General features: G+C 34.5%; 21 protein-coding genes. 7 read left to right on the forward strand and 14 right to left on the reverse strand.

Features of this window, described 5'->3' with window-relative positions; genetic code table 11:
• Positions 1 to 94 precede the first annotated feature (94 nt).
• The 8 genes from GQR94_RS17240 to GQR94_RS17270 form a co-directional block, all read right to left on the reverse strand.
• Positions 95 to 991, reverse strand: a complete 897-nt coding sequence (locus GQR94_RS17240) for an IS3 family transposase (protein WP_199271582.1) — start codon at positions 989 to 991, stop codon at positions 95 to 97.
• Entirely contained in the window at positions 973 to 1,239 is a 267-nt protein-coding gene (locus tag GQR94_RS22500; RefSeq protein WP_034669045.1) for a transposase, read from the reverse strand. Before GQR94_RS22500 ends, GQR94_RS17240 begins: the two co-directional genes overlap by 19 nt.
• Before the next feature lie 415 nt (positions 1,240 to 1,654).
• Positions 1,655 to 2,494: a peptidylprolyl isomerase gene (locus GQR94_RS17245; RefSeq protein WP_158977439.1), complete on the reverse strand. Its 840-nt coding sequence runs from the start codon at positions 2,492 to 2,494 to the stop codon at positions 1,655 to 1,657.
• A 609-nt stretch (positions 2,495 to 3,103) separates the two neighbouring features.
• Positions 3,104 to 3,655 (reverse strand): TetR/AcrR family transcriptional regulator, encoded by a 552-nt coding sequence (locus tag GQR94_RS22845; RefSeq protein WP_158977442.1) that lies wholly within the window; start codon positions 3,653 to 3,655, stop codon positions 3,104 to 3,106.
• 93 nt (positions 3,656 to 3,748) lie between these two features.
• On the reverse strand, positions 3,749 to 4,318 hold the full coding sequence (locus GQR94_RS17255) for a PAS domain-containing protein (RefSeq protein WP_158977445.1): 570 nt from the start codon (positions 4,316 to 4,318) through the stop codon (positions 3,749 to 3,751).
• Positions 4,319 to 4,351: 33 nt separating this feature from the next.
• Positions 4,352 to 5,458 carry a DUF695 domain-containing protein gene (locus GQR94_RS17260; protein WP_158977448.1) on the reverse strand — a complete coding sequence of 369 codons (1,107 nt, stop codon included), beginning with the start codon at positions 5,456 to 5,458 and terminating at the stop codon, positions 4,352 to 4,354.
• Positions 5,459 to 5,461: 3 nt separating this feature from the next.
• The gene (locus tag GQR94_RS17265; protein WP_158977451.1) at positions 5,462 to 6,457 is read right to left on the reverse strand and encodes a pirin family protein; all 996 of its coding nucleotides are present in this window, start codon (positions 6,455 to 6,457) and stop codon (positions 5,462 to 5,464) included.
• A 5-nt stretch (positions 6,458 to 6,462) separates the two neighbouring features.
• On the reverse strand, positions 6,463 to 6,906 hold the full coding sequence (locus GQR94_RS17270) for a VOC family protein (protein ID WP_158977454.1): 444 nt from the start codon (positions 6,904 to 6,906) through the stop codon (positions 6,463 to 6,465).
• Positions 6,907 to 7,061: 155 nt separating this feature from the next.
• On the opposite strand from GQR94_RS17270, the gene GQR94_RS17275 reads away from it, so the two are divergent.
• From GQR94_RS17275 to GQR94_RS17295, 6 genes are all read left to right on the forward strand, one after another.
• Entirely contained in the window at positions 7,062 to 10,778 is a 3,717-nt protein-coding gene (locus GQR94_RS17275; RefSeq protein WP_158977457.1) for a two-component regulator propeller domain-containing protein, read from the forward strand.
• Between the two features lie 177 nt (positions 10,779 to 10,955).
• Positions 10,956 to 11,138 carry a carboxypeptidase-like regulatory domain-containing protein gene (locus tag GQR94_RS22720; RefSeq protein ID WP_233268409.1) on the forward strand — a complete coding sequence of 61 codons (183 nt, stop codon included), beginning with the start codon at positions 10,956 to 10,958 and terminating at the stop codon, positions 11,136 to 11,138.
• A complete protein-coding gene (locus GQR94_RS17280; protein WP_233268685.1) occupies positions 11,125 to 14,022 on the forward strand; it encodes a TonB-dependent receptor in 2,898 nt (965 codons plus the stop codon). Before GQR94_RS22720 ends, GQR94_RS17280 begins: the two co-directional genes overlap by 14 nt.
• Positions 14,023 to 14,038: 16 nt before the next feature.
• A complete protein-coding gene (locus GQR94_RS17285) occupies positions 14,039 to 15,631 on the forward strand; it encodes a RagB/SusD family nutrient uptake outer membrane protein (RefSeq protein WP_158977460.1) in 1,593 nt (530 codons plus the stop codon).
• Positions 15,632 to 15,708: 77 nt separating this feature from the next.
• On the forward strand, positions 15,709 to 17,505 hold the full coding sequence (locus tag GQR94_RS17290) for an alkaline phosphatase (protein ID WP_158977463.1): 1,797 nt from the start codon (positions 15,709 to 15,711) through the stop codon (positions 17,503 to 17,505).
• 10 nt (positions 17,506 to 17,515) lie between these two features.
• Complete coding sequence (locus GQR94_RS17295; protein ID WP_158977466.1) at positions 17,516 to 19,006, forward strand: calcineurin-like phosphoesterase family protein; 1,491 nt, start codon at positions 17,516 to 17,518, stop codon at positions 19,004 to 19,006.
• A 46-nt stretch (positions 19,007 to 19,052) separates the two neighbouring features.
• Here GQR94_RS17295 and GQR94_RS17300 read toward each other — a convergent pair whose 3' ends face one another.
• The 5 genes from GQR94_RS17300 to GQR94_RS17320 all read right to left on the reverse strand — a co-directional run bounded on the left by GQR94_RS17300 (position 19,053) and on the right by GQR94_RS17320 (position 22,740).
• The gene (locus GQR94_RS17300) at positions 19,053 to 19,463 is read right to left on the reverse strand and encodes a GNAT family N-acetyltransferase (protein WP_158977468.1); all 411 of its coding nucleotides are present in this window, start codon (positions 19,461 to 19,463) and stop codon (positions 19,053 to 19,055) included.
• Position 19,464: 1 nt separating this feature from the next.
• A complete protein-coding gene (locus GQR94_RS17305) occupies positions 19,465 to 20,124 on the reverse strand; it encodes a hydrolase (RefSeq protein ID WP_158977471.1) in 660 nt (219 codons plus the stop codon).
• A gap of 91 nt (positions 20,125 to 20,215) precedes the next feature.
• The gene (locus GQR94_RS17310; RefSeq protein ID WP_158977474.1) at positions 20,216 to 21,526 is read right to left on the reverse strand and encodes a deoxyribodipyrimidine photo-lyase; all 1,311 of its coding nucleotides are present in this window, start codon (positions 21,524 to 21,526) and stop codon (positions 20,216 to 20,218) included.
• Between the two features lie 20 nt (positions 21,527 to 21,546).
• Positions 21,547 to 22,239 (reverse strand): SDR family NAD(P)-dependent oxidoreductase, encoded by a 693-nt coding sequence (locus GQR94_RS17315; RefSeq protein WP_158977477.1) that lies wholly within the window; start codon positions 22,237 to 22,239, stop codon positions 21,547 to 21,549.
• A gap of 3 nt (positions 22,240 to 22,242) precedes the next feature.
• The gene (locus GQR94_RS17320) at positions 22,243 to 22,740 is read right to left on the reverse strand and encodes an SRPBCC family protein (RefSeq protein WP_158977480.1); all 498 of its coding nucleotides are present in this window, start codon (positions 22,738 to 22,740) and stop codon (positions 22,243 to 22,245) included.
• Between the two features lie 149 nt (positions 22,741 to 22,889).
• Here GQR94_RS17320 and GQR94_RS17325 point away from each other — a divergent pair, with 149 nt between their 5' ends.
• A complete protein-coding gene (locus GQR94_RS17325) occupies positions 22,890 to 23,735 on the forward strand; it encodes a DUF2911 domain-containing protein (RefSeq protein WP_158977482.1) in 846 nt (281 codons plus the stop codon).
• A gap of 54 nt (positions 23,736 to 23,789) precedes the next feature.
• Here GQR94_RS17325 and GQR94_RS17330 read toward each other — a convergent pair whose 3' ends face one another.
• On the reverse strand, positions 23,790 to 25,529 hold the full coding sequence (locus GQR94_RS17330; RefSeq protein WP_158977485.1) for a sodium:solute symporter: 1,740 nt from the start codon (positions 25,527 to 25,529) through the stop codon (positions 23,790 to 23,792).
• Between the last annotated feature and the right edge of the window lie 55 nt (positions 25,530 to 25,584).

Consider the following 25,584-nt stretch of genomic DNA (forward strand, 5'->3'; position numbering starts at 1 on the left):
ACATTTTAAGTGTTCCGTAAATTCGAATGAGGTTAAATGAAAAATGTTTGACACATTTTGATTGTCAACAGATTTAAGTGTAGACTTCCCCTTCTTAGGACACCTCTAATTTCGATAAATAATTATTATTTAGCCCAGATTTGATGAAGAATTTAAATTCTTCATCAAATCTGGGCATGAATTCTTTAGGTGATATATTACCTAAAGATTTATGCGGGTGATTAAAATTATAGTCTTCTCTCCAGTTGTCGCTTATTTTTTGAAGTTGATAAATGTCATTGAAATAATAGGCATCTAATATATCCTCCCTAAAGAAACGGTTAAATCGTTCTATATATCCATTTTGCATTGGCTTTCCCGGTTGGGTATATTTAATTTCTATAAAGTTCTTTTTACACCAGTTCATAAAAGTCTTAGAGATAAACTCCGGGCCATTATCACATCTTACATATTTGGGTATTCCTATTTCCTCTTTTAGGCATTCAAGAGTTTCTACAACAGCTCTTGCTGGATAAGAAAGTCCTGCGTCTATTGCTAGAGCTTCCCGATTACAGTCGTCTATAACATTAAACACTCTGAGCTTTCTACCATCAGTAAGGGCATCGCTCATAAAATCCATACTCCAACACTCATTTAATGTTAAAGGTGTTTCTAAAGGTTGTTTTATACGTTTAACCAAACGTTTTTTATGTTTACGGCGCAGACTGAGTTTCATCTCACGGTACACACGTAACACTCGTTTTCTGTTCCATTTTAAGCCTTCACGACGGATCTTATAATAATATTCATCAAAACCTCTAGTTGGGTATGATTCCGCTAACGCTGTTAGCTTATCAATAACCTCACTATCATCTTTCTTACTTTGGTAATACCACATCGATCTACTCAGTCCTACAATATTACAGGCACGGATGATAGGAATTACAAACCTTTTGATGAGATACTTTACACGAACTCTCTTGTCGGAAGGCTTTAGAACTTTTTTGACAATACGTCTTTAAGCATCTTATTATCAAGACTCACATCAGCATACATCTGTTTAAGTTTATTGTTCTCTTCTTCAAGTTCTTTTAAACGTTTAAGCTGCTGTTGTTCCATACCGCCGTACTTCTTTCTCCAATAGTAGAAGGTGCTTTTGTCAATTCCTAATTCTCTAGATAAATCACCTACGGATCTTCCTTGTTCATTTTCCTTAAGAGCTTTAATAATCTGGCTCTCGCTAAATTTGCTGTTTTTCATTGTGACAGTTTGAATTTAAAGTTAGTAAATTCGAATTATAAACTGTCCTATTTTTAGGGAAGCCTACATAAGCCCCTTATCAGAGGAACTTAAAATTTTTTCTATTTCTTTCGAATTTTTTGGGTTCTTTGAAATAATATTATCAATTATTTTTATGAACGAGTTTTTTTCAATAGACCCTAATTTATCTAATATTTTCTCTAATTTCATTTTTAATATTTTTGTCGCAATGGCATTTCATCAAATTTATTAGGAAAAAATGAATTTATACTGCGGTAAACCGCAGTGGATATATAAATACTATCTTATTAACATATTCCTTAACGATTAATGAGCTATTAGTTTGAAATTTATTAGAACTAATCAATGTACTATAAGTGTAATTTGTAATGGTTTATATAAAAAAATAGTTTAATCAATCAATCAAACGGATAGATATAATCCTTACATCTTCTACCGGTCTGTCAAATGTACCTGTAGGCGTAGCAGCAATGGAGTCTATAATTTCCAAACCTTCCACGACTTCTCCGAAGACGGTATAATTCTGATCTAAATGGGGTACGCCACCAAGCGTTTTATAGACTTCGCGTTGTGTCGCCGGAATCTTATATTTAGTAAAGTTCTCTGTATGTTCTGCCCAAGCAGCTATACTATCTTTAAAAAGGGCATAGTGCGTTTTGTTTCCGTTGTCCATGGCCTGTTGTAGGGAATCTAAAAGATAGCTGTTTTTATTATCTTTTTTTATTTCATAGGCTGCCAACCAGCCATTAATCCTAGTTTCGGCTATGCTTAAAAGACTATCATTATAAATTTTACCTTGAGCAATGTAGAATTGCATGCCGCTAGAGGCACGCTCTGGGTTGTCATCACGAGCAGCAGCTAATACACCCTTCTTATGAAAAAGGCTAGGTACAAACTCGGCTTTTACACGGTAAGGAACATCGCCTTCCCCTAAGGTGTCTTTTGTTTGTGCATTTTTACTTTCAGGATCACCTGCTTGGATCATGAAATTTTGGATGACCCGATGAAAAAGTACACTGTCATACGCTTTATTATTTACTAAATTTATGAAATTATCACGATGCAGCGGAGTCTCATTGTAGAGTTCAAGGATCATCGTTCCTTTGTTGGTAACCAATGCTATTTTTTGTTTTTTATCAGAAGAAGTGCTTTTTATTTTTTTTTCTGCTTCAGTACAATTTAGTAGGAAAATGCACAAGAATAGGAGTGGAGACAGTTTTGAAAATATTTTCATGGTATATACTTTAAGGTCGGTTGTACCGAATATACTGAAAAATAGGAATGTAAAAGATGTCACTCCAAAAATTCTAGGATTTTCAAGTTATTTTGGGGAATACAAAAAACGTTCTCTTATGTATTTTAATTATAAAAAAGTGCTTTTTGTTTGAGCTACTAATTAGTTGGCCCGACCGTTGTTTTCTTAGGTAAGGAAGTATTGCTTTTGTACACCAGATTAGCCCTAGGTAATTATTATCGTTTACCCATTTAATTTCTTTTTCTTATGCTTGTTCTGTTGTCTTATAGAAACCCGCACCTGCATTGTTTATTAAAATATCTAGGTGACCTTCTTTTTTTAAAGTGAATGCTACAGCAACAGTTAACGATTGGTTATTTGTGACGTTTAAAGACAGTATTTCTATGTCTTATCCTTCTGTTAAATGACTTCTTTTAAGGTGTTAAGTTTTGGTAAATTACGCATCGTGGCATATACTTTATAGCCATTTCTGGTAATAAGACATGTTTCTAATCCTAATCCTAATCCTGTAGAAATTCCTGTTATTCATACGTTTTCTTTATTTCTAGTTTAGACTGAATAATCATTCCAATTTTAGCACTGAATTTGTTATGTTTTTATGGCATCCCAAACCATTTGTAGCTGGTTAGAGTTGGTGCTAGCGTTGGTATTCGCTTGCTTAAAATACCATCTTAAATAAGAAAATACAGAACCACCAATAAATTGTAGAAGTTCATCGGTTTCAATAGGCTTTATTATACGTTTTTCTTTTCCTTTTTGTAATAAATCAGTAACGGGTAATACAGCTTTATATCCTGCATTTCTACTTCCTATTGTAATAATAGGAGAGGCTTGTAATTGCTCCATAAAGTTAAAATAGCTGGGATTTTTAATAAAAAAGTCGATTAAAGCAGTATAATACACTTCAAATTGAGTTTTTATGGGCTGCTCCGTACTTAAGGCAAGAAACGTATTTTCTTCCTTATTTTTTATATCAACGTAAATTTCATTGATTAAAGCATCCTTGTCAGGAAAGTAATTGTAGATCGTTCCCATTCCTGTACCCGCCTCTTTTGCAATGGCAGAAACAGGGGTATTATGAACTCCCTTTTCTATTAGAAGTTTTAAGGTTGCCTCAATAATTTGTTGTCTCTTACTCACAAAACAAACGTAGGTGTTTTTGGAACAGGTATTCCAAATTATAGCTATAACTATTTTTTTAAATTATTCTGAAAAGCTTTAATAAAAGAGAACTTATACTACCTGCCGTTCTAGAGCCAAGTAATGTGTAGTTTCTGCGGTATATAAAGGGATAATTTTTATTTCACATTTATATGGAGATTTGTCTTTGCGGTAGTTGGTAATAATTTCAGTAAACGGTTTATTTGTTTTTAACTTTGTATTGATGTTAGACTTTACTGCTGGAGTGGTTTCTTTGCCTTGCAGGAAGGCTGGTGTTTGGTTTATTGCGAATTTTTTAGAGTACCCAGTCATATCAGAAAAACCATCGCTCACCCAGACTATTTTCTTTTTTAAATCGGTAATAACAAGTGCTTCAAATTCTTGATTTTCAAAAAGTGCTGAAATGTCATTTTTCCAATGTAATTTTTTTGCAATTTTTTCAAATTCTCTTACTGCAGTTTCTTTTTTAGATTGTAAGGATAGGTTGTAGAAGTTATTAATGTGCATATCCCAACTTAGTAGTGGTGCCATAGCTCCTTTTTTTGCCGGTTTTATTCGGGGTGCAACCTTTTTGTTTTCTTCTTCTGTTAATGATGACAGATAAATATCTAAACACATCATTTGATCCATTTCTTTTTTCATTTTCTTTTTCTTTTTCTGTTTTGATATTTTAGGCTAAAGATACTTATTATAGGTTTGCCAATATTTATCTTTATATATCTCAAAATCGAAGCTAATTTTTTCTTTATTTTCTTTCTGTATTCGGTCAAATAATTTAGCTGGTTTTCTAAAATCATAACAAGAGAAATAAATTTCTCTCGTAGCATTTGCCGTTTCTCTGCCGATATTGATATAGCCGTCAGAATCTTTTAATTCTAACATGATAGCATCTTCTAGCGTATTTAATAAATCATACATTTTATCATTAGGCATTCCATTATGGCTGTCTCCATCAAACTTAAAAATAGCAATGGCTACCCATGGATGGGAAGCCTTGGCATTCCACTCTAAAATATCAGTATTTATGGTGGCTATAATAGGGAGTCCATTTTTTAAGGTGCCATTAAAGCTTGAGTAGTTATCTTTTAGGGTATTGTGACGTATACCTTCATATTTTTCAATAAATTCTTTTTCTCGCCATATTAAAAAATCTTTTAATTTTTCTAATGGGATAATTTCTTTTTCAGCGTCTTTTGTATTCTTAAAATTTATATGATCTATTGTGGTTACGCAATTTAACTCTCCTAAATAATTATCTAAAAGTAGGTAAGCGCCATGCGAAATTTCCGATTCATTTTCATTAGTATATTCCTGATGGAGGATGGTAATTTCTATTTGATCTGGCATTTCAGGATTTTCGTCTGCATAGAAACTCATGGTCTCTTCACTAAATGTATACCCATTCATTTTAATTCCAAAAGTACTAGAGGTACTGGGTTGCTTTAATGCCGTAATTTTCCATTTTTCAATAACTGGTGCTGCTGCGACGAGGTCTTCTACAAACGGAATATTTCTTAAATTTCCGTCGGCTGTTAAAATTAATTCCGCCGTATTATCATCAGTCATGCCCGTTAAATACCAGAAAGTATTTTCTTTTACTTCATTTAATTTTGGACCTAAAACATCAAAAAAATTCTTTTCAATAGCATCACCTTTTTTAATTGCCTTATAAAATTCTTTTTCGTGCCTTTGAAACCATGTCCAAAATTCTTGGTATGTACCTTCTGCTGTTTCTGAAGTAACGGCTTCCTTTTTATGAAATAAAGATTTTAAAAAACTCATAAACTATTTTTCTATAATACTTCCATCCGGATATTTAGCAAATCTACCTTTGGTTTTGTCATGAACATTAGCCGCATCTGGCCAAGGCCATCCACCAAATTGCGTTCGTTGGTATTCTTCCATGGCTTGTTGGATTTCTTCGTCAGAATTCATAACAAAAGGGCCATATTTAGCAACGGGTTCATCAATAGGTTTTCCTTGTAACATAAGAAAATGTGCATTTTTTCCGCGTACTAGTATTTCAAGTGATTCTAAAGCATCAATACTAATCCCATGATTAGGAGTAATTGTTCGCCCTTCAATTTCTATTGTGTCACCCTCATAAAAATACAAAATTCTAGATACATCGCTTTTTGCCTTTGGTAAAGTATAGGTACTGCCTGCATCTACATGAATATTCCAAATAGCAACGTCATTAGCTATAGCTGCAGCCCAAGAATTTGGTGCAGGAGCTAAAGCTTCTTGAGTATTATAGTTTCCTGCAATTACTTTTACAGTACTCGTTTCTGTTCTAACTATGGGTAGTTCTTCATGCCAGAGCATCGAAAAATGAGGTGCTACAAACTTGTTTTTTTGCGGTAAATTAAGCCAGATTTGAAACATTTCTAGCGGATTTTCTTTGCCTGTATTGAGTAGCGGAAACATTTCTGAATGTTGTACGCCACTACCTGCTGTCATCCATTGTACATCTCCCATCCCAAAACGACCCGCAGTTCCTAAAGAATCAGAATGGTCACAAAACCCCTTGTTCACAATAGTTATAGTTTCAAAACCACGGTGTGGATGTGCAGGAAAACCAGGAACCGTTTTTCCATGATACATGCGCCAACCATCTTTTAGTGTAAAATCATTTCCTAAGGTTCTGCCTTCTAAAGATGCTTTAGGCCCCATTTGGGCGTTGCCTTCAGGATAATGATCTGCATGATATACACAGAATAAAAAAGGATCTTCCGTTTGCCAAGGGAAGCCTAGCGGGAAAACAGATTTTATTTTAGCCATGATACTTAATGTTTTGCATCGTTTATTTCTATCCAATAACCTTCTGGATCTGTTATGTAGATCTGTTGAACGCCATCTGCACGTAAAGTAATTGCACTTTTAGTACCTGGCCAATCCTCATAAGAAATCTTATTTTCTTCTAAGTTTTTTATAAATGCGTCTAGCTTTGATGTGGATAGGCATATGTGACTAGACTTGTGTTTTTTCATAACTACATCTTCCTTATAAATTAAATGCAATTGTGTATTTCCTTGAATAGAAAACCATCGGAAACCAGGATCTTTGGTAGGATGATCAATCTCTTTAAGGCCGATAACTTTTTGATAGAAGTCTCCCGTAGTTTTTAAATCCGTTACAATTAATGTTGTATGATCAATTGTGAAGTCAAATTTCTGAGCGTTGCTTATGGTAACAACAAACAATACCACGAAGAAGAATAGTTTTTTCATTAAAAGAATTTTGACACCTAAGTTACCCAAAAAATATATAATTAAGGCTACGGGTGTTACAATCCTTAATGTAATGGATTATTTTTATTAAGTTAACCTAGCGTTCATATTGGAGTAATGGTGTATTCTTATCATTGTAGGTTTAAACAACTAAAATGAATCGTTTTTTTTGCTTCCTTTTTTTACTTTTCTCTTTTACAAAGCTTTTAGCGCAACAAATAAAATTTGAAAATTTTACTACAGATGATGGCCTTTCTAATAACTCTGTAATTGATGTTGAGAATGACGAAAATGGTGGTCTTTGGATTGCTACCCTTGATGGGTTGAATTATTTTGATGGACATACTATCACATACTACAAACATGGGATTAATGAAGAAGGGACCATACCAGGAAACTATATCATAAACCTTGAAAAAGATAAGTATGGTACCCTTTGGTTGATAACTAAAGAAGGGCATGTAAGTAGGTACATAGGGAATTCTACTTTTGAAAATTTTAAATTTAATATAGCACCACAACAAATAAAACTAGCTGTAGATGGTACTTTATTCGTTTTTGTAGCTAAAACAGCCTACAAATTTGAAAACGGAAAATTTGTTGTAGCTGCATATACGCCTCCGGAGAAGGAGAATTACGAGAACTTAAAACAAATACTGCTAAATGAGTACCCAGGCTTAATTATAAATGATATTTTAAAAGACAATGTTGGTAATATATGGTTTGCAACGCGTAGAGACGGACTTTTTATTCTTCCCAATGATATAAATAATATTGATAATAAAAGAATAGACCATTATACATATGATGTGTATACTCCCTATAGTTTTAATAGCAACGAAATAGAAAAATTGCATCAAGATCTTTTTGGTAATGTATGGCTTGCGCAAAAAGATGGAGGTTTGAGTATGGCATATACGGGGTCAGAGAAGATTAATTCCGTAATTCCGCATCCAGTAAATTATCCACATTTGCCTAATGAAACCATTCGCGCGATCACAAAAGATTATACCTCTAATATATGGCTGGGGTATTATACCAAGGGAATTTATTATTATGACAATACAACAAAATGCTACCTAAAGTTTAAAGTAAAAGAAGCTACGCAAAATAGTGATTGGGAACGGATACGTAATTTATATACCGCTAGTGACGGTAGTATTTGGGTGGGTACCTATGCTGGAATATTGCGTATAAAGGGTGATGGCTATACCACTTATGATGCGGATCTAATTCCCGAACTCCCTAATAACCGCAGTTATTCCATGTTTGAAGATACAGAAAAGCAATTATGGATAGCTTGTTGGGGTGGTTTGGCAAAATTCAATGTACAAAAAAACCTATTTGAAAAGTTTAAAGGCCAGAAACAATTTGATGCGTTTAATATTAGAAGCGTCACTAAAAATGGTGCTGAAATTAGTATTGGTACAGAAGAAAATGGAGTGTTGTTTTTTAACACCACAACAGGAACAGTAGAAAATATTACCAAAGATGATGGTATTCTTGGAAACAGTATATATGCTATTTATAAAGATGAATTAACTCCAAACTATTGGATTGCTTCGCTAGGCGGAATTAGTGTTTACAACAAGGCTACTAAAGCAATTAAAAATATTACCGAAGAAGATGGACTGCCGAGTCATATGGTGTACGGACTCCTAAAAAATAAAGAACAGATTTGGGCAAGCACTACTAAAGGAATTGCAGTAATAGACACCAATAGCTTTGAAGTAAAGGCTTTTAACCCAAAGGAAGGTTGGCAAGCTCCAGAATTCTCAGAAGGTGCTTATTATCAAGATAACAAAGGGCTTATGTTCTTTGGAGGGGTTAACGGATTAAATTATTTTAACCCGAATACGATATTAAATAGAACGGTGGCCGCAAAGATCAAGGTTGTAGTAGATGGTGATGAAAATTATAAAAAAAATATGGAAAGGAAGTTTAGGGATAATAGCTTAGAAATTAATATTATTCCCATTAAATTCCCTAATACGAGCGATGCTGAAATTTACTATAAACTTTCAGGAAAAGATGAGAGTTGGAATTTAGTATCAAGAGACCATACCATAAAGTATGCTAACCTTTCTTCAGGAGAGTATACTTTTCACGTAAAAGAAGGCAGTGATGAAAAAGTGGAGACGCTTTCCTTTAACTTAAAAATTAAGAAAGCTTTTTATGAAACAATATATTTCTATGTACTTCTCCTTTTTATACTATTGATTAGCGCCTTTTTAATTATTTATTTTAAGAGTAAAACAGCATTGGCGCAGCAGAAAAAACTAGAAAATCAAATAAGTGCTAGAACACAGGTTATAGAAAATCAAAAGAAAGATTTAATAGCCATAAACACCTTACTTGATGATAAGAATAAAGAGATTGTACTTCAGAAAGAAAAGTTACTTACCGTTCATAACAATTTAAAAAATGAAGCTTTTGAGATAGAAAAGTTTAAAACTTTTGTTTTGTCTGAGTTTCAAAATCCTATTTCTAAAATTATAACATTATCTAATGCGTTAAAAGGGAATACTAATATTCAGCATGATTTGCTGAGGGAAGCAGGGAAATTGGTAAACTTAGTATCAGAATGGAACTACCTAGATCATGTAAAAGATATTGGAAGTACTAAAACCACAGCGGTTAATCTCGCCGATCTTTTAAGAGGTAGTATAGAAAAACTCAAAAATAATTTACAAACGAATAAAGTTAATCTTAATACCGAATTTGATAGTTCTTTGTGTTGGGTTGCAGTAGATGTATTGCGCTTGCGCTTACTATTGCAGTACTTGTTTAATGACATGGCAAAGTATGCTGATACTTCAAGTACAATTAACATCATTGTTAGAACTAGAAATAGTCTCTTAGAAATTTGTATACATTCCAATAGTAGTGTATTAAGTAATAATTGGTATAGTATTTCACATTATAGTCCTTATTTTAAGGCTGTTAAGATTATTTTAAATGATTTAAAAGGTACTTTTAAAGAAGATGTTAACGATGAGTTTTCCCTTGCCCTTCAAATTCCAGTTGAAAGTATTGATACTGATAAAAAACAAATAGAGAATGTTACGTGGAAGTATTTAGACCAACAAAAAGAAGTACAACCTGGTAAAAAGCTTCTTTTGGTGTTTGGTGATGCTAAAAATTTTAGTGTAGCAAACCAAATTCTAGAAAATGTAAACTATCAACTTTTCTTTGAAAATAATGTGGATAATTTTGTTTCTGCAGTACATCAGATGACCATAGATGCTATTGTATTTTACCAAGCTACATTTTCAAAAGAATTAGTGCACTACTTAAAAGGGCTAGTAAATAACCCTTCTAGAAAGAGAGAGATACCTATGGTGTATATTTCGGAAGATATTAATTACGAATTGCAAGAACAGTCTGTAGAATTTGGCATTGATGTAGTTATACAATTACCGGCTAGTGAACGGTTTATTATAAAGAAAATAGCTAGTTTAATAGGGAAGCAAGAAGAATCTACAACACATAAATTACAGCAAGAGATCTTTCAGATTCTTTCGGACGATGCCGATTTAGATTCTCCGAATGATAAGCTACTCAAAAACAGTTTAACCATTATCAAAAAGGAACTTTCTAACGCTTCTTTTAATGTAGAAATGTTAGTAGAGCAGTTGGGTATATCACGAGTAAAATGCTACCGAATCTTTAAAGAATTACTAGGGCAATCTCCATCTGATGTTATTACTTCTTTGCGATTACAAAAGGCAGAAGCATTACTGAAAACTAAAAAATTTAATGTATCTGAAATTAGCTTTGAATGTGGATATAACGATCCCAAATATTTTGGCCGTTCTTTTAAAAAGTATTATGGCGTGAGTCCCAAAGAATTTAAAGAACAATTAGTATAACGTATTGTATTGTCAAGATTATGGCAATGTTAGCAAATTGTTAGTGAAACAAAAGTGCGCTTATTTCTTGTTTTTAACCCCCTAATTTGAATGTTTTATCCTCCTTTTCGAAACAATAGTACCCCCTCAAGGGCATCGCTTAAAATACATTTGACACAAACCAAAATAGATATTTAAATGAAAAAAATGTACTTATTGTTGTTGCTCGCATTTGGAGTAATTAGTATGACCAATGCGCAAATCTCCGTAAAGGGAAATGTTGTTTCAAGCTTAGATGGTATGCCGGCTCCGGGCGTTTCTGTCACTGTAAAGGACCAGAAAATTAGTGGAACGGCAACTGATTTTGATGGTAATTTTTAGTATTAATTTACAAGAAGAAAACGGAATATTAGTATTTTCTTCTATCGGCTACGCTACTAAGGAAGTAGCTTATAGTGGGAGTCAAATGCTAACTGTTTCTTTAGATGAGGAAACAAGTGCGCTAGAAGAAGTAGTGTTAATTGGCTATGGTTCTTCTAAGAAAGGAGATTTAACATCCGCAATTTCTACTGTAAGTAATGTAGAAAGTATTGCTTCTAGGCCAGTAGCTAGTTTAACGGATTTCTTACAGGGTAATGTTGCAGGGGTTACCGTACTGCAACAGGGTGGTGATCCATCACAAAGTGGAAGTATAGTAATAAGAGGCTTGGGCTCTTTCGCTAGTGAACAACCCTTAACGGTTGTAGATGGTGTTCCATATTACGGTCCGGCGATTAATCCTAATGATATTGCTTCGGTATCTATTCTAAAAGATGCGGCTGCAGCAGCAATTTATGGCGCACAAGCAGCATCAGGAGTCATCGTAATTCAGACTAAAAAAGGAAAAATTGGGAAGCCAAGAATCGCTGTAGATTTTTATAGTGGAATTCAAGAAGCTACAAATTTACCGACACCTTTAACAGCGCAAGAACAATCGGCAACTTACAATCTAGCAGCAGATAATGGAGGTTCTCCAAGACAATCTGCTCACGATGCATTACAAAATCCTTACGGACAGGTAAATCGTACGAATTGGATAGATGCAATTTTTAGACCAGCCAAAATAGTAAACACCAACATTAACTTAAGTGGCGCTACGGAGAAAATGAATTATTTAACTTCTTTTGGATATACTAAGAGAGAAGGTTTGCTTGAAGGGACCAGTTCAGAGCGTTTTAATTTTAGAGTGAAATCAGACATGGATTTATCTGATAAAATAAATATTGGAGAAAATGTATATTTCTCTAGAACAGAAGCGTTAGGTACAAATACAGACAACCCATATTCTGGTACCATTATCAATGCAATTTATATGCCTTCATCGGCACCTATCTATTATGAGGATGGTAGTTTTGCAGGAGTTGCTCCAGAGAATCTTTCGCAATTTGCAGGGGCTTATGGAGATGTTTATAATCCTTTAGCTTTATTGATACGTCCAACAGTGACAGCACCAACCAATTTTATTAATGCCAATGTGTATGCCAAATATAAAATAGTAAACGGTTTATCTTTTAAAACCAGTTATGCGTATAGCTATACACAATCAGACTCTAAAAGGTTTCAGCCTAGTGTTCCTGAATTGGGCAGGTCTAATCCAAATAACTACCTAAATCAGAATACATCCACTACAAACCGTTGGGTATGGGACAATCAAATAGCCTACAAACAATCTTTTGGAAATCATAACCTTGATATTACAGCCATTTATTCTGCCCAGCATACAGATTATGAGTCTTTAGCTGTACAAGGGGAAGGGTTTAGCAATGAAGAACCGTTTAATCAATACCTATCAAATGCGTCTGTTATTCGTAATCCTGGAACTGGAGTTTATGAAGATGCACTTACTTCTGCTATTGGTAGAGTAATGTATAATTTTAAAAATAGATACTTTATCTCAGGAGCTATCCGTAGAGACAGAACTTCGCGTTTAGCGGTAAACAACCAAGTAGATAATTTTCCTTCAGCTACTTTAGGTTGGCGTTTGAGTGATGAGTCTTTCTTCAATGTTCCAGCGGTAAATGATTTAAAGTTTAGAGCTTCTTGGGGGCAAATAGGGAATATTAATTCTGTAGGATATTATTCTTTTGATGTACCCTTAAATAGTACAACGGTTATTTTAGGAGAAAACGCAGCCCAAGATTATAAAGGGGCTTATGTAGGGAAGCAATCTAATCCTAATTTAAACTGGGAAATTTCTGAGTCTATAGATTTAGGTATGGATGCATCTTTGTTTAATAACAGCTTGAGCTTAACTTTTGATTACTTCCAAAAAACCACAAAAGGAATGATTTTACCGGGTTTAGAAGATTTGAATCAAGGAACTAGTGCTGCAGATGTAAATGGTGGAGAAGTACAAAATTCAGGGTATGAAATTGCAGCAAGCTATTCCGATGCTCTTGGCGATGTAAACTTTACGATAAATGCAAATGCTAGCATCTTAGACAATGAGTTGATAAACTTAGAGGGCTATAATAAAAGCGGAATCAATTTTATTGCACATGATGATGATGTTCGTCAAGTATTAAGACCATTCCGTTCCGAAGTAGGAAGATCATTATATTCCATGTATTTAGTTCCACAATTGGGAATATTTCAAAATCAAGCAGAGATTGATGCACATACAAAAGAGGGCACTTTGATTCAGCCAAATGCGGTACCCGGAGATTTCAAATTTGCAGACAGTAATGATGATGGCAAGATAGACGATGAGGATAAAGTTTTTTATGATAGCTATCAACCAGATGTTACGTATAATTTTGGTTTAAACTTAAACTACAAAAATTTTGATATTAATATGCTCTTCCAAGGTGTTGCTGGTGTAGATGTATTCAATGGATATAAGTTTACCACCTACAATGCTTCGTTAACAGGGTATAATTTAGACAATCGTGTCTTAGGAGCTTGGTCTCCATCAAACACAGATTCTGATATACCAAGAATTTCTACAAAAGATGACAATAAGAATTTTGGAACAACGTCTAGTTACTATTTAGAAGATGCTTCTTATTTGAGAATGAAAAACATCACGCTAGGGTACACTTTAGACGCTAGTATAATGAATACAATAGCAAAAGGTTCTTCTTTACGCATCTACTTATCCGCAGAAAACATTTTTACAATTACGAAGTATTCAGGATTAGATCCAGAAGTAGGAGGTAAGGGATTAGATGTTGCCAAATATCCTCTTTCTAGAACAATCACTGCTGGTTTATCACTATCTCTTTAATAAAAAAACGACAAAAATGAAAAATAGATTTAAAGAATTATTCATATTTACGATAGCTATTGCAGGTCTTGGTTTAGCTAATTCTTGTTCTGAAGATTTCACAGAAGTTTCTCCTTTAGGAAGTACTTCATATGCAAATTTCTGGAAGACAGAGCAAGATGCACAAGAAGCAGTAAATAGTATGTACGATTACATGAGCGACCAAGAAATGTTTTCAAGAGGGTTCTTTTGGTACATCAATGCATCCGACGATATGGTTACCGGGCGCATAAAAGCAGCTGCAGACAATATTAAAGATTTTAATATTACGGGAGGAGAAGGGAGTTATACTTCTACATGCTATCCAAACAGTTATAAGGTAATTAGAAGAGCTAATGATGTGATTTTAAATGTTCCAAATATGGAAATTAGCGAGACTTTAAAAAATCAGTATTTGGGGGAAGCTTATTTTATGCGTGCGTTTAGTTATTTCTGGGTAGCACATACGTATGGGGATAACGGACCTAATGGGGGTGTTCCAATCGTTACAGAACTTAATATGAATGATGATGCAGGTAGCTATACAAGACCTGCAAGTGTAATAGAAAACTACCAACAGATAGAAGATGATTTAAAAATGGCAGTAGATCTTTTACCTGTTTTTACTTCCTATAGTGCAGATGATTATGGTCGACCTCATAAAGATGCAGCGCTAGCTTACATAGCTAAAACCAATTTATACTGGGCACAATATGATAACAGTAGGTATGCAGAGGTCGTTAAATTTGCAGATGCTGTGGCTAATTCAGGTTCAGGGAGAGCTTTAATAGATACAGATCATCCAGAAAAGGATTTCCGCGAACTGCATAGTCATTTGAACAATTGGGGGAGCGAATATATTTGGTCTGTAGATTCAGGCGTAGATGGAGGTAGCATCTTAACGGGTGTTATGCTAGAAAACAAAGGTTGGGGAAAGTACAATGGTTGGGGGTATTATACGCCTTCCGAAGGATTGTATAATGAATTTGAAGATGATGATGTTAGAAGAGGGGTTACTATTTTAAATTTTGGAGACGATTTTACCTATTTCGGAGAGGAAAAGAGATATCAATCAGAAAATTCAAATTCAGGTTTTCAATTTAATAAATACATGTATGAGTTTCAATTTGAAAATCCTGTTGGGACTTATTTAAATACAAACGGTGATAATCCATCTACCGTTTATAATGTGCCACTGATGCGCTATGCTGAGGTTTTATTAATGAAGGCTGAAGCACTTATTGCAGATGGTAAGAATGGAGATGTGCCTTTAAATTTGGTACGAGAAAGAGCAGGTTTGGCTCCAAAAAGTAATGCTACATTGGAAGATCTGAAGCATGAACGCCGTGTGGAGTTAGCAGGTGAATTTGCGAATAGACATTTTGACTTAGTACGTTGGGGAGACGCAGAAGAAGCTTATAGTAAGCCTATTTATGGAAGAATTTATTCGGATAGATCTAATCCAGATTCTCCGTATACATCGGAAGTGATATGGCCGGCAAGAAATTTTGACCCTTCTTATATGCAGGTATGGCCAATTCCTGCTACGGTAATTCAATCTTCAGGAATAGCTCCAAATCAAGGTTGGTAAAAGCAACACTTTTTATATATTTTAATTTGAAAAGGTGCATACTCACTGGTTGCACCTTTTCTTAATTTTTAGATTTTATGTTTTTATTAAAAAGAATCGTTTGGATCGTTGTTTTCTTTATAACAATAGCTTCCTACGGACAAGAAAAAAATGCTGTTTTAATTCATTCTCATAATGACTACGAACAAAGTGTACCTTTTTGGACTGCCTTTTCAAATGGATTAAATAGTATAGAGGTTGATGTTTATTTAAACGATAAATCTTTAAACGTAGCACACACAGAAGCAGAAATAGATGCTGAACGTACTCTTGAAAAATTATATTTAGAACCTTTAAATACAGCTATCGAAAATAAAATTGGTACAGTACAGCAACTGATGTTGATGATAGATGTAAAGTCTGATGCAGTAGCAACTTTGGATGCAATTATTGAGAGTTTAAAAAAGTATCCCAAAATAATAGAACATCCTGAGGTGAAGATTGTTATTTCTGGAAATAGGCCAGAAGCTGAAAACTATAGAAACTATCCGGAATTTTTATTTTTTGATCATCAAAAAATCACACATAATTTAAGTGATGAGAATTGGAAAAAAGTAGCTATGGTAAGTACAAGTTTTAAGCAGTATTCTCACTGGAATGGTAAAGGAAGGCTTACCCATGAAGATTTAGAAAAGGTAACAAATGTGGTAGCGCAAGCAAAGAGTTTAGGAAAGACTTTTAGGTTTTGGGCAACACCAGATTCAAAAACGGCATGGCGCACCTTTGTAGATCTAGGGGTAGATGTGATCAATACCGATGCTATTTATGAGTGTTCTAAATATGTTCGCAGTCTAGATTCTCGGATTCATAAAGCTACTATTTTTTCAGAGGTTTATAGTCCAAATTTCAAATCAGACAATAGAGATAAGCCTATAAAAAATATTATTTTGATGATTGGTGATGGCACGGGTTTATCACAAATTTCAGCGGCTGCTTTAGCGAATAAAGGGGAACTTACCTTAACACAATTAAAAAGTATGGGCTTTGTGAAAACGCAAGCTGCTGATGATTTTACGACGGACTCTGCAGCAGGTGCTACTGCTATGGCCACGGGAGAAAAAACAAACAATAGAGCAATAGGTACAGATAGTAAGGGTAAACCAATCCCTAATATCATAGAAATTCTTTCTAAAAAAGGATATAAAACGGGAATAATTACTACTGATGAAATTACAGGTGCTACTCCGTCTTCTTTTTATGCCCACCAAATAGATAGGTCAGAGACCTTGGCTATTGCAAAAGACCTAATTTCTAGTCCATTAAACTTTTTCGCTGGTGGTGGAAAATCTACTTTCAATACGTTACCAATAGCTTCAAATTTTTCTATAATTAATCAATTGAATGAGTTAAGTAATCAGAAAGTGGCAAAAGTTGGCTTTTTTCTCTCGGAAAATGGAGTGCCTTCAATGAGCAACGGAAGAGGGAATCTACTCGCAGAAACAACCAAAGAAGGAATTTCTTTTTTATCAAAAGATGACACCCCATTTTTCTTACTAGTAGAAGGAGCTCAAATAGATAGTTTTGGCCATTATAATGATATTGTAGGACTCATTTCTGAAGCAATTGATTTTGATACCGCTATTACGGAAGCTATAAAGTTTGCAGATCGTGATGGAGAAACCTTAGTGGTAATTACAGCAGACCATGAAACATCTGGGTTGAGTTTACTTGACGGAGATATGAATACCAATAAAATTGAAGCTGATTTTGCATCACATGATCATACCGGAGTTATGGTTCCCATTTTTGCTTATGGTCCAGGTTCAGGAAAATTCCAAGGAGTCTATGAGAATACCGCATTGTTTTCAAAAATTATTAATGCCTTAAATAAATAAAAGAATTGTCATGAAAAAACGATTAATACCATTATTTTTTCTTCTAGTTATGTATTCTTTCGGTCAGAAAATAAGTGGAACTGTTTTTTTAGACGAGAATAAGAATGGGACTTTTAATGGAACTGAAAAAGGACTTCCCAATATTTTGATAAGTAACGGAAAAGATATTGTTGTTTCTGATTTTAATGGAGCGTATACTATTAACGCTATTCCAGGTAATTTAGTGTTTGTAATAAAACCGTCAGGCTATATTTCAGAACTAAATGAATTGAATATTGTACAGTCGTATTTTCATCCTTTAAAAGAGAACATTAAGGATTATGACTTTGCATTATATGCGCATACAGAGAATAAAAAAACCAAAGTAGCACTTTTAGGAGATGTACAAGTAGATGTTATAGATGATGTGCACCATGTTGGAAAATTGGTAACAGAAGAATTGGTTTATAATAGACCAGATTTTATAATGCCGTTAGGAGATTTATCTTTTGATAACCTTGAAATATTTGATCCACTAGCGGCTGTTTTAGGTTTAGTCGGTTGTCCTGTTTTTTATGTAATTGGCAACCATGATTTGAATTTTGAAGCCACAACTTTGAGTGATAGAGATGCTAGTTTTGAAGCTAAATTTGGGCCTTCATATTATGCTTTTGAATATGGAGATAATTTATTTTTGGTTTTAAATAATATCAGCCCTTTACCTGAAGGGAAGTACAAAGCACAAATCGATAGTGATCAGTTAGAATTTATAAAAAACCTTATCGCTTTAAAGAATGATAAGTACAAAGCAATCAATATTGCTATGCATATTCCTTTTGATGAAGTTAGTAATAAGGATGCTTTACTAAAGCTACTGCGTCCTTTTGATGATGTTTTTATTACTGCGGGTCATACACATACCCAATATCATAATTATTATAACAGAGCATTACAGAAAACTGCAATACATGAATTGGTTTGTGGAGCAGTTTGTGGTTCGTGGTGGCAAGGATCACATGATTTGAGAGGTATCCCATTTTCTATTATGCATGATGGTACGCCTAAAGGGTATTGGTTTATGAATGTGGAAGGAAATAAACGTGAACTTCAATATAAAGTTTCAGGAGCACCCGCAACCAAGCAAATAAATATATGGGTGCCTGAAGTTAATGAGTGGGATAAATCATTAAATGAATTGAACGAGCCTTTTGTCTATGCTAATGTTTTTGCGGCAGATGAAAATACTGAAGTAGAAATTAATTTTGGGGATAACCAATGGTTGTCAATGGATAAACATGAAGGAGTTGCACCAGAATTAAAACGATTGTACAAACTCCAAGTTTTAGGCCGTTATAAAGGTCAGCCTATTAGTGCATTTCCAGAGACAGTTAAAAATAGTAAACATTTGTGGCGTATGGCTATTCCAGAAAACATGAAGGAAGGTGCTCATTTAATACAAGTAAGAGCAACGAATTCTAATTTGCTATTAAATGTACGGGAGAGTAGCGTATTATGGAGGTAATGTTGTCGCTTTTTAGATCCCTAATTATTTTTTTAAATGGGAATTTTTAAATTAAGTCCATTTCTAAAATAATAAAATCAATGCCTGCTTCCGTATAGGTCTTGTCGGTTTCTCTTAATCCAAATTTTTTGTAATAACGGGTCTTATTAGCTCTTGCATTGCACCACAATTTTTTAGCTTTTTTTTGCTTTGCATAAGCAATTATAAAATCTAGAAGTTTAGAAGCATGGCCTTTGCCTTGCTCAGATTCTAGTGTAGCCAGTTTGCGAAATTGGGCTATACTATCTTCAAAAAATAACGAAACTACCGTCACATTTTTTCCATCATGCACTACAGCAAAGTGCTTTCCTTCTTGGTCTTTTGGTAATTTTATATAGTCAAAAGGATGGTTAGGATACATGACCTCATGCCGAAGTGGATACGTTTCTTCTGCGGTAATTTCTTTTATTTCAATCATCTTATTCGTCTCTATATCGGGTCATAATTTCTTTGAATAATTCTCCCGTAGAAGGCGGGGTGTAAGATATAGCATTCGCACCTGCTTCTATAGCTTCGAGGATGGTGTCTTCTGATTTTCCTCCAGTAGCTAAAATAGCAACATCCGGATTAATATCTTTTATTCTCTTAATGATATCTGTAGTCTTGCCAGCCCCAGAAACGTTGAATATATCTACGCCTGCTTTAATTCTCCCACGAATATCATCTTTATCAGATACGATAGTTATCGTCACAGGAATATCTATTTTTTCTTTTAACTCTGCAATTAAACTATTGGGAGTGGGTTTGTTGAGCACAACTCCCATTGCACCTTGAAATTCTGCATGTATGGCTAACTCCAAGGAACGAATTCCTGTGGTGAGTCCGCCACCAACACCACAGAAAATAGGCTTATCTGCTGCTAAAATAAGAGCATTAGAAATTACAGGTTGGGGTGTAAATGGGTACACCGCTATGATTGCATTTGCATTGGTATTTCTGATAATTGCCACGTCTGTACTAAATAAGAACGATTTTAACACCTGGCCAAAAACACTAATTCCTGAGCATTGATCGATAATTTCTGGTACTGTTACGATGTTTCTTCTAAGGCGACTGCCAAACGATGGGATTTTATCCATAAGATTTATGAATCTTTTTAATCAAGAATTCAAGACTAAAGATATGGTAATTTGCAATTGGCTATTTAATTTTAACATCAGGACGATAAAATTAAGATAGCGCCTCTTTATAGGTTTTTAAACAACGTTCTCTTGCCATCTTATGATCCACCATTTTCTCAGGATAAGTAAGCTCCTGTAAATCCGTTACCCATTTGTTAATATATTCTTTTTGCTTATCAAATTTATCAATCTGTGTCATGGGATTAAAAATCCGGAAGTAGGGAGCAGCATCAACACCACTACCTGCAGCCCATTGCCAGTTACCCACATTGGCACTCAAATCAAAATCTAAAAGCTTTTCTGCAAAATAAGCTTCTCCCCAACGCCAATCTATTAACAAGTGTTTGCATAAAAAACTAGCGACCAGCATACGCACTCTATTATGCATATACCCAGTTGTATTGAGTTCGCGCATGCCTGCATCTACTAGTGCATAACCTGTTTCTCCTTTTTTCCATTTTTCAAACTCTGCTTCATTATTACGCCATTCAATTCGGTCATATTTTGGCCTGAAGGCGTTTTTTGTAGTGTGTGGAAAATGCCACAATATTTGCATAAAAAAGTCGCGCCAAATAAGCTCACTCCAAAATACTTCATTTTTTTCAGAGATAGCGCGTTTGGTTATTTCACGAATAGAAACGGTACCAAAGCGCAAATGCGGTCCTAAGTGCGACGTGCCATTTTCAATAGCCGGGTAATTACGGGTATCCTCATAATTCTGAATAACTTTGGCACTTGCAGTATAGTTAGGAACTTTTATTTTGGAGGTTTCAAACCCCATATCAGACAAACTCAAATTTGGGAGTCTACTGTGCGCAATAAAATTTTTAAAATATTTTTTAGTGTTATAGGTTTGCAAATCTTTGGTTGCATTAAAAATAGACTTCCATTTGTTTTTGTATGGCGTATAGACTACATAAGGATCTCCATCGTCTTTTAAAACATCGCCCTTTTCAAAAATTACTTGATCTTTATAGGAATGAAATTCAACTTTATTTTCTTTTAAATAGTCCTGAATTTTTGCGTCTCTTTCCGTAGCATAAGGTTCATAATCATGGTTGGTATATACGGCCTGTACTTCATAATCTTTTATAAGACTTTTAAAAATCTCTTGTGGTGTTCCATGATAGATAGCCAAAGAACTTTCAACCTCTTCTTGGAGCGTATTTCTCATGCTTTCCAATTGCTCAAAAATAAAACTCACACGGGCATCATCTTTAGGTAAATTTTCAAGAATCTCTTTGTCAAATATAAAAATGGGCAGTACAGGGTATTCACCTTGAAGCGCATGGTATAGTCCTATGTTATCTTCTAATCGTAAATCTCTTCTAAACCAAAATATGGAAACTTTTTTACTCATTTAACTATTTTAAAGTAGGGTTAATTAATGTTAAGGGTAGACATACCACCATCAACGCCCACAACCTGTCCGGTCATCCAAGTGCTGTCATCACTCAATAAAAATACGGAAATAGCAGCAATATCTTCTGGTTTTCCAACACGTTTTAATGGATGCCTCTCTGACATCATTTCAATTTTCTTATCGTTGCTCAATAAGCGTTTTGCTAATGGAGTGTCTACTAGCGATGGGGCAATAACATTCACTCTTATTTTTGGAGCATATTCTGCAGCCATAGATTTAGCAAAACCTTCAATTGCTCCTTTGGAAGCAGCTACACTCGTATGAAAAGGCATGCCTGTACCTACGGCTACCGTACTGAAAAAGACCATACTAGAATTTTCTGCCATCTTAGAGATAATCGATTTCACAACTTTTACCATACTGAAAAAATTGAGTTCCATGTCCTCATGGAAAGTATCAAGACTCATCATTTTAAATGGTTTTAAATTAATGCTTCCTGGGCAATAGACAAATCCGTCTAAAGTCTCAGGAAGGAGGGAAGTATCTAATTCATCAGTCAATGCATCAAAAGGAATATGAGTTACAGAAAGTCCTGCTAATTCTTCTTTAGTTCTAGAGGCAACAAAAACCGTGTGGTTCTCTTGTACTCTTTTTGCTATAGCCAACCCGATACCATGGGAGCCTCCTATAAGTAGTATATTTTTTTTCATCTTTTAAATCTTTTTTAATTCAAGAAGGCTTGGTTTCCCATCTACCTTTCCGAAGAGTTCTATTAGTTTATCTTCTCGATATTTAAAAATTTTTGTCAATTGATTTTTTATAAATAGGCGGTGTACCAGCTGCCCTAAAAGGCCAAACGGAATTTTATAATCGATTATATCTTCCATCTCTACCCCATTTTCTGTCGGATTGATAAAGTGTTTATGATGCCAAAGGGCATAAGGACCAAAACGTTGCTCATCTACAAAGTACCTGCCTTGGTCTACATGGGTTATTTCTGTAACCCAGCGCGTTTTAATCCCTGCAATTGGTGATACATTGTATTGGATGATCTGACCAGCAAACATTTCTTTATCGGCTCCTGATAGGATCTCAAAACCCATGGCGTCTGGAGTGATCACTTTTAAATTGGCAGGATCTGATAAAAAATGCCAAGCTTTCTCCTTAGATATTGGCAGTATTTGTTTTGAATGTAATCTATAAAGTCGCATTAACTTAAAATTTTGTTTAAAGTTAGTGATTAAAGTTTAAACAAAAATCGAATTCTTGAATAATTTTGTAGAATTCTTATTTAAGGATTTGTTAACAATTGATGGATTCCTTTATTAGTAGCTTTGTTAAAATTAAATAACTAATTATCATGAAAAGAACACTATTTTTATTTTTGGCAATTTGTTCAAGTTTTGCTATAAACGCACAAATAGCAACACCGCAACCTAGTCCAGCTGCAAAAGTGATGCAAGTTGTAGGCTTAACAGATGTCACTTTAGATTATTCTCGTCCAGCAATGCGCGGAAGAACAGTATTTGGAAATTTAGTACCCTTTGACAAAATGTGGAGAACAGGTGCTAACAAAAACTCAATTGTAACTTTTAGCAATGACGTTAAGGTTGGGGGTAAAGCGCTCAAAGCAGGTTCATATGCTATTTTTACTATTCCAGGAGAAGCAGTTTGGGAAGTTAATTTCTATACGGATACTGAAAATTGGGGAACACCACAAAGTTGGGACGCTAGTAAAGTTGCTGCAGTAATAAAGGTAGATCCTAGCAAAATAACAGAAAAAGTAGAATCGTTTACAATGGCTATTACAGCTATTACTGGGGATGGTGCAAATCTAGAAATTACTTGGGAAAATACTAAAGTAGCTATTCCTTTTACAGTACCTACAGATGCTGCGGTATCATCTGCTATTGATAAAGTCTTAGCAGGACCAAGTGCTGATGACTATTATGCTGCTGCGGTTTATTATTTAGAAGCAGATAAAGATATAGCTAAAGCTAAAACATGGATGGATAAAGCAATGGCTATGACAGAAAAACCAGCTTTTTATCAACTAAGAAAACAATCTTTAATCTATGCAAAAGCTGGAGATAAGAAAGGTGCAATTGATTTAGCTAAAAAATCATTAGCAGCATCAGAGGCAGCTGGTAATGCAGATTACGTGAAAATGAATAAAGACTCCTTAAAAGAATGGGGAGCAAAATAATACTTGCGCACTAAAAAACTAAAAAAGCTTCATAACTCGTTATGAAGCTTTTTTTTATGCTTCTATGGATGGTGTTTTGATAATATTATCAAACAATTGTAAGAAAATTGAAATACCCATGACCAGAGTACAGCCAATTAAATTTAAAAGAAGGTAACTTATTTTTTCTTCTCCTTCTGGCATGATGTAAATGAAGAAGTAGTACGTGGCGATAACTAAAAATTGTGTAATTATAGCACCAATAAAAACGGCATTTCCTTTGACAAATTTTATAAAAAAAGCAAGTAAGAAAATACCAAGTACATTGCCATAAAAGATAGAACCTATAATATTAACCAACTGGATTAAATTATCAAATAAATTAGAGACACATGCGATACAAATGGCTATGACTCCCCATAAGAGCGTAAACCACTTAGATACCTTAACATAATATTCTTGAGGTTTTTCGCCATTTTTTTCCGTATGTCTTTTAAAGATATCTAAAGCGGTAATAGTTCCTAAAGCATTTAGTTCTGATGCTGTAGAAGACATAGCTGCCGATAAAATAACCGCAAGAAGTAAGCCTATAAGTCCCTTTGGCAAATAGTTCAAGATAAAATGGATAAAGACATAATCTTTGTCATTGGTTTCTATAGTAGGGTCTGCTTCGCTAATTACTTCACGCGCAGCGGATCTATTCTTTTTATCTTTCTCATTTACCGAAATGATGTGCTGCTTAGCTTCCATAGTAGCATCATACTCTTTTATGTCTAAAGCGGCTGAAAATTCATCTTGCGCAATTTTTTTCTCAATTGCCAATTCATCATGTGCTTGTTCAAGCAACTTATAATCGTCTGCAAATTTAGAATTGTATACAGCAGAAGTTGCTGCGGGATTAAAATTTAATGGAGAAGGGTTGTATTGATAAAAAACAAAAACCAAAACTCCTAGTAGTAGAATAAAGAACTGCATAGGAATTTTAAGAATCCCGTTGAAAATAAGGCCAAGCTGACTTTCTCTTACAGATTTTCCTGAAAGATAGCGCTGTACCTGACTCTGATCTGTTCCAAAGTAGGCTAAGAACAAGAAAAAACCACCCGTTATCCCATTCCAAAAAGTATATCTTTTAGAAGTATCAAAACTAAAATCTAAAATATCTAACTTTCCACTTGCTCCTGCGACTTTCAAAGCCTTACTAAAGGTAATATCTTCGGGTAAGTAGCCTAAAATATAAAAGAAGGCTACAAACATTCCCAGCATTATAATAAACATTTGCTGTTTTTGCGTAACGTTTACGGCTTTGGTACCCCCAGAAACGGTATAAATAGTTACAATGGTACCAATAATAATATTTAAGGTGAGTAAATCCCAGCCCAGAACGGCTGATAAGATTATAGAAGGCGCATAGATGGTAATCCCAGCAGCCAAACCTCTTTGAATTAAAAATAATAAGGCAGCAAGTGTTCTTGTTTTAACATCAAAACGATTCTCTAAAAACTCGTAAGCAGTATATACTTTAAGGCGATGGTAGAGGGGAACGAAAACAATACAGATGATAATCATGGCTAGCGGTAAGCCAAAATAAAACTGAACAAATCCCATTCCGTCATGGAATGCTTGACCAGGTGTAGATAAAAAGGTAATTGCACTGGCCTGTGTAGCCATTACAGACAAGCCCACAGTAGCCCAGTTGGCTTCCTTGCCTCCTAGAACGTAATCCTTAACATTCTTACTCCCTTTTGTTTTCCAAACTCCATAACCTACAATAAAAGTTAAGGTTCCTATTAAAATACTCCAATCAATCGCTTCCATATTACCTATTTCCTGTCATGATGAAGTAAAATATTATGATGTAAATAATATTCAA

This window comes from Cellulophaga sp. L1A9, from assembly GCF_009797025.1.
In the GTDB taxonomy this organism is placed as follows: domain Bacteria; phylum Bacteroidota; class Bacteroidia; order Flavobacteriales; family Flavobacteriaceae; genus Cellulophaga.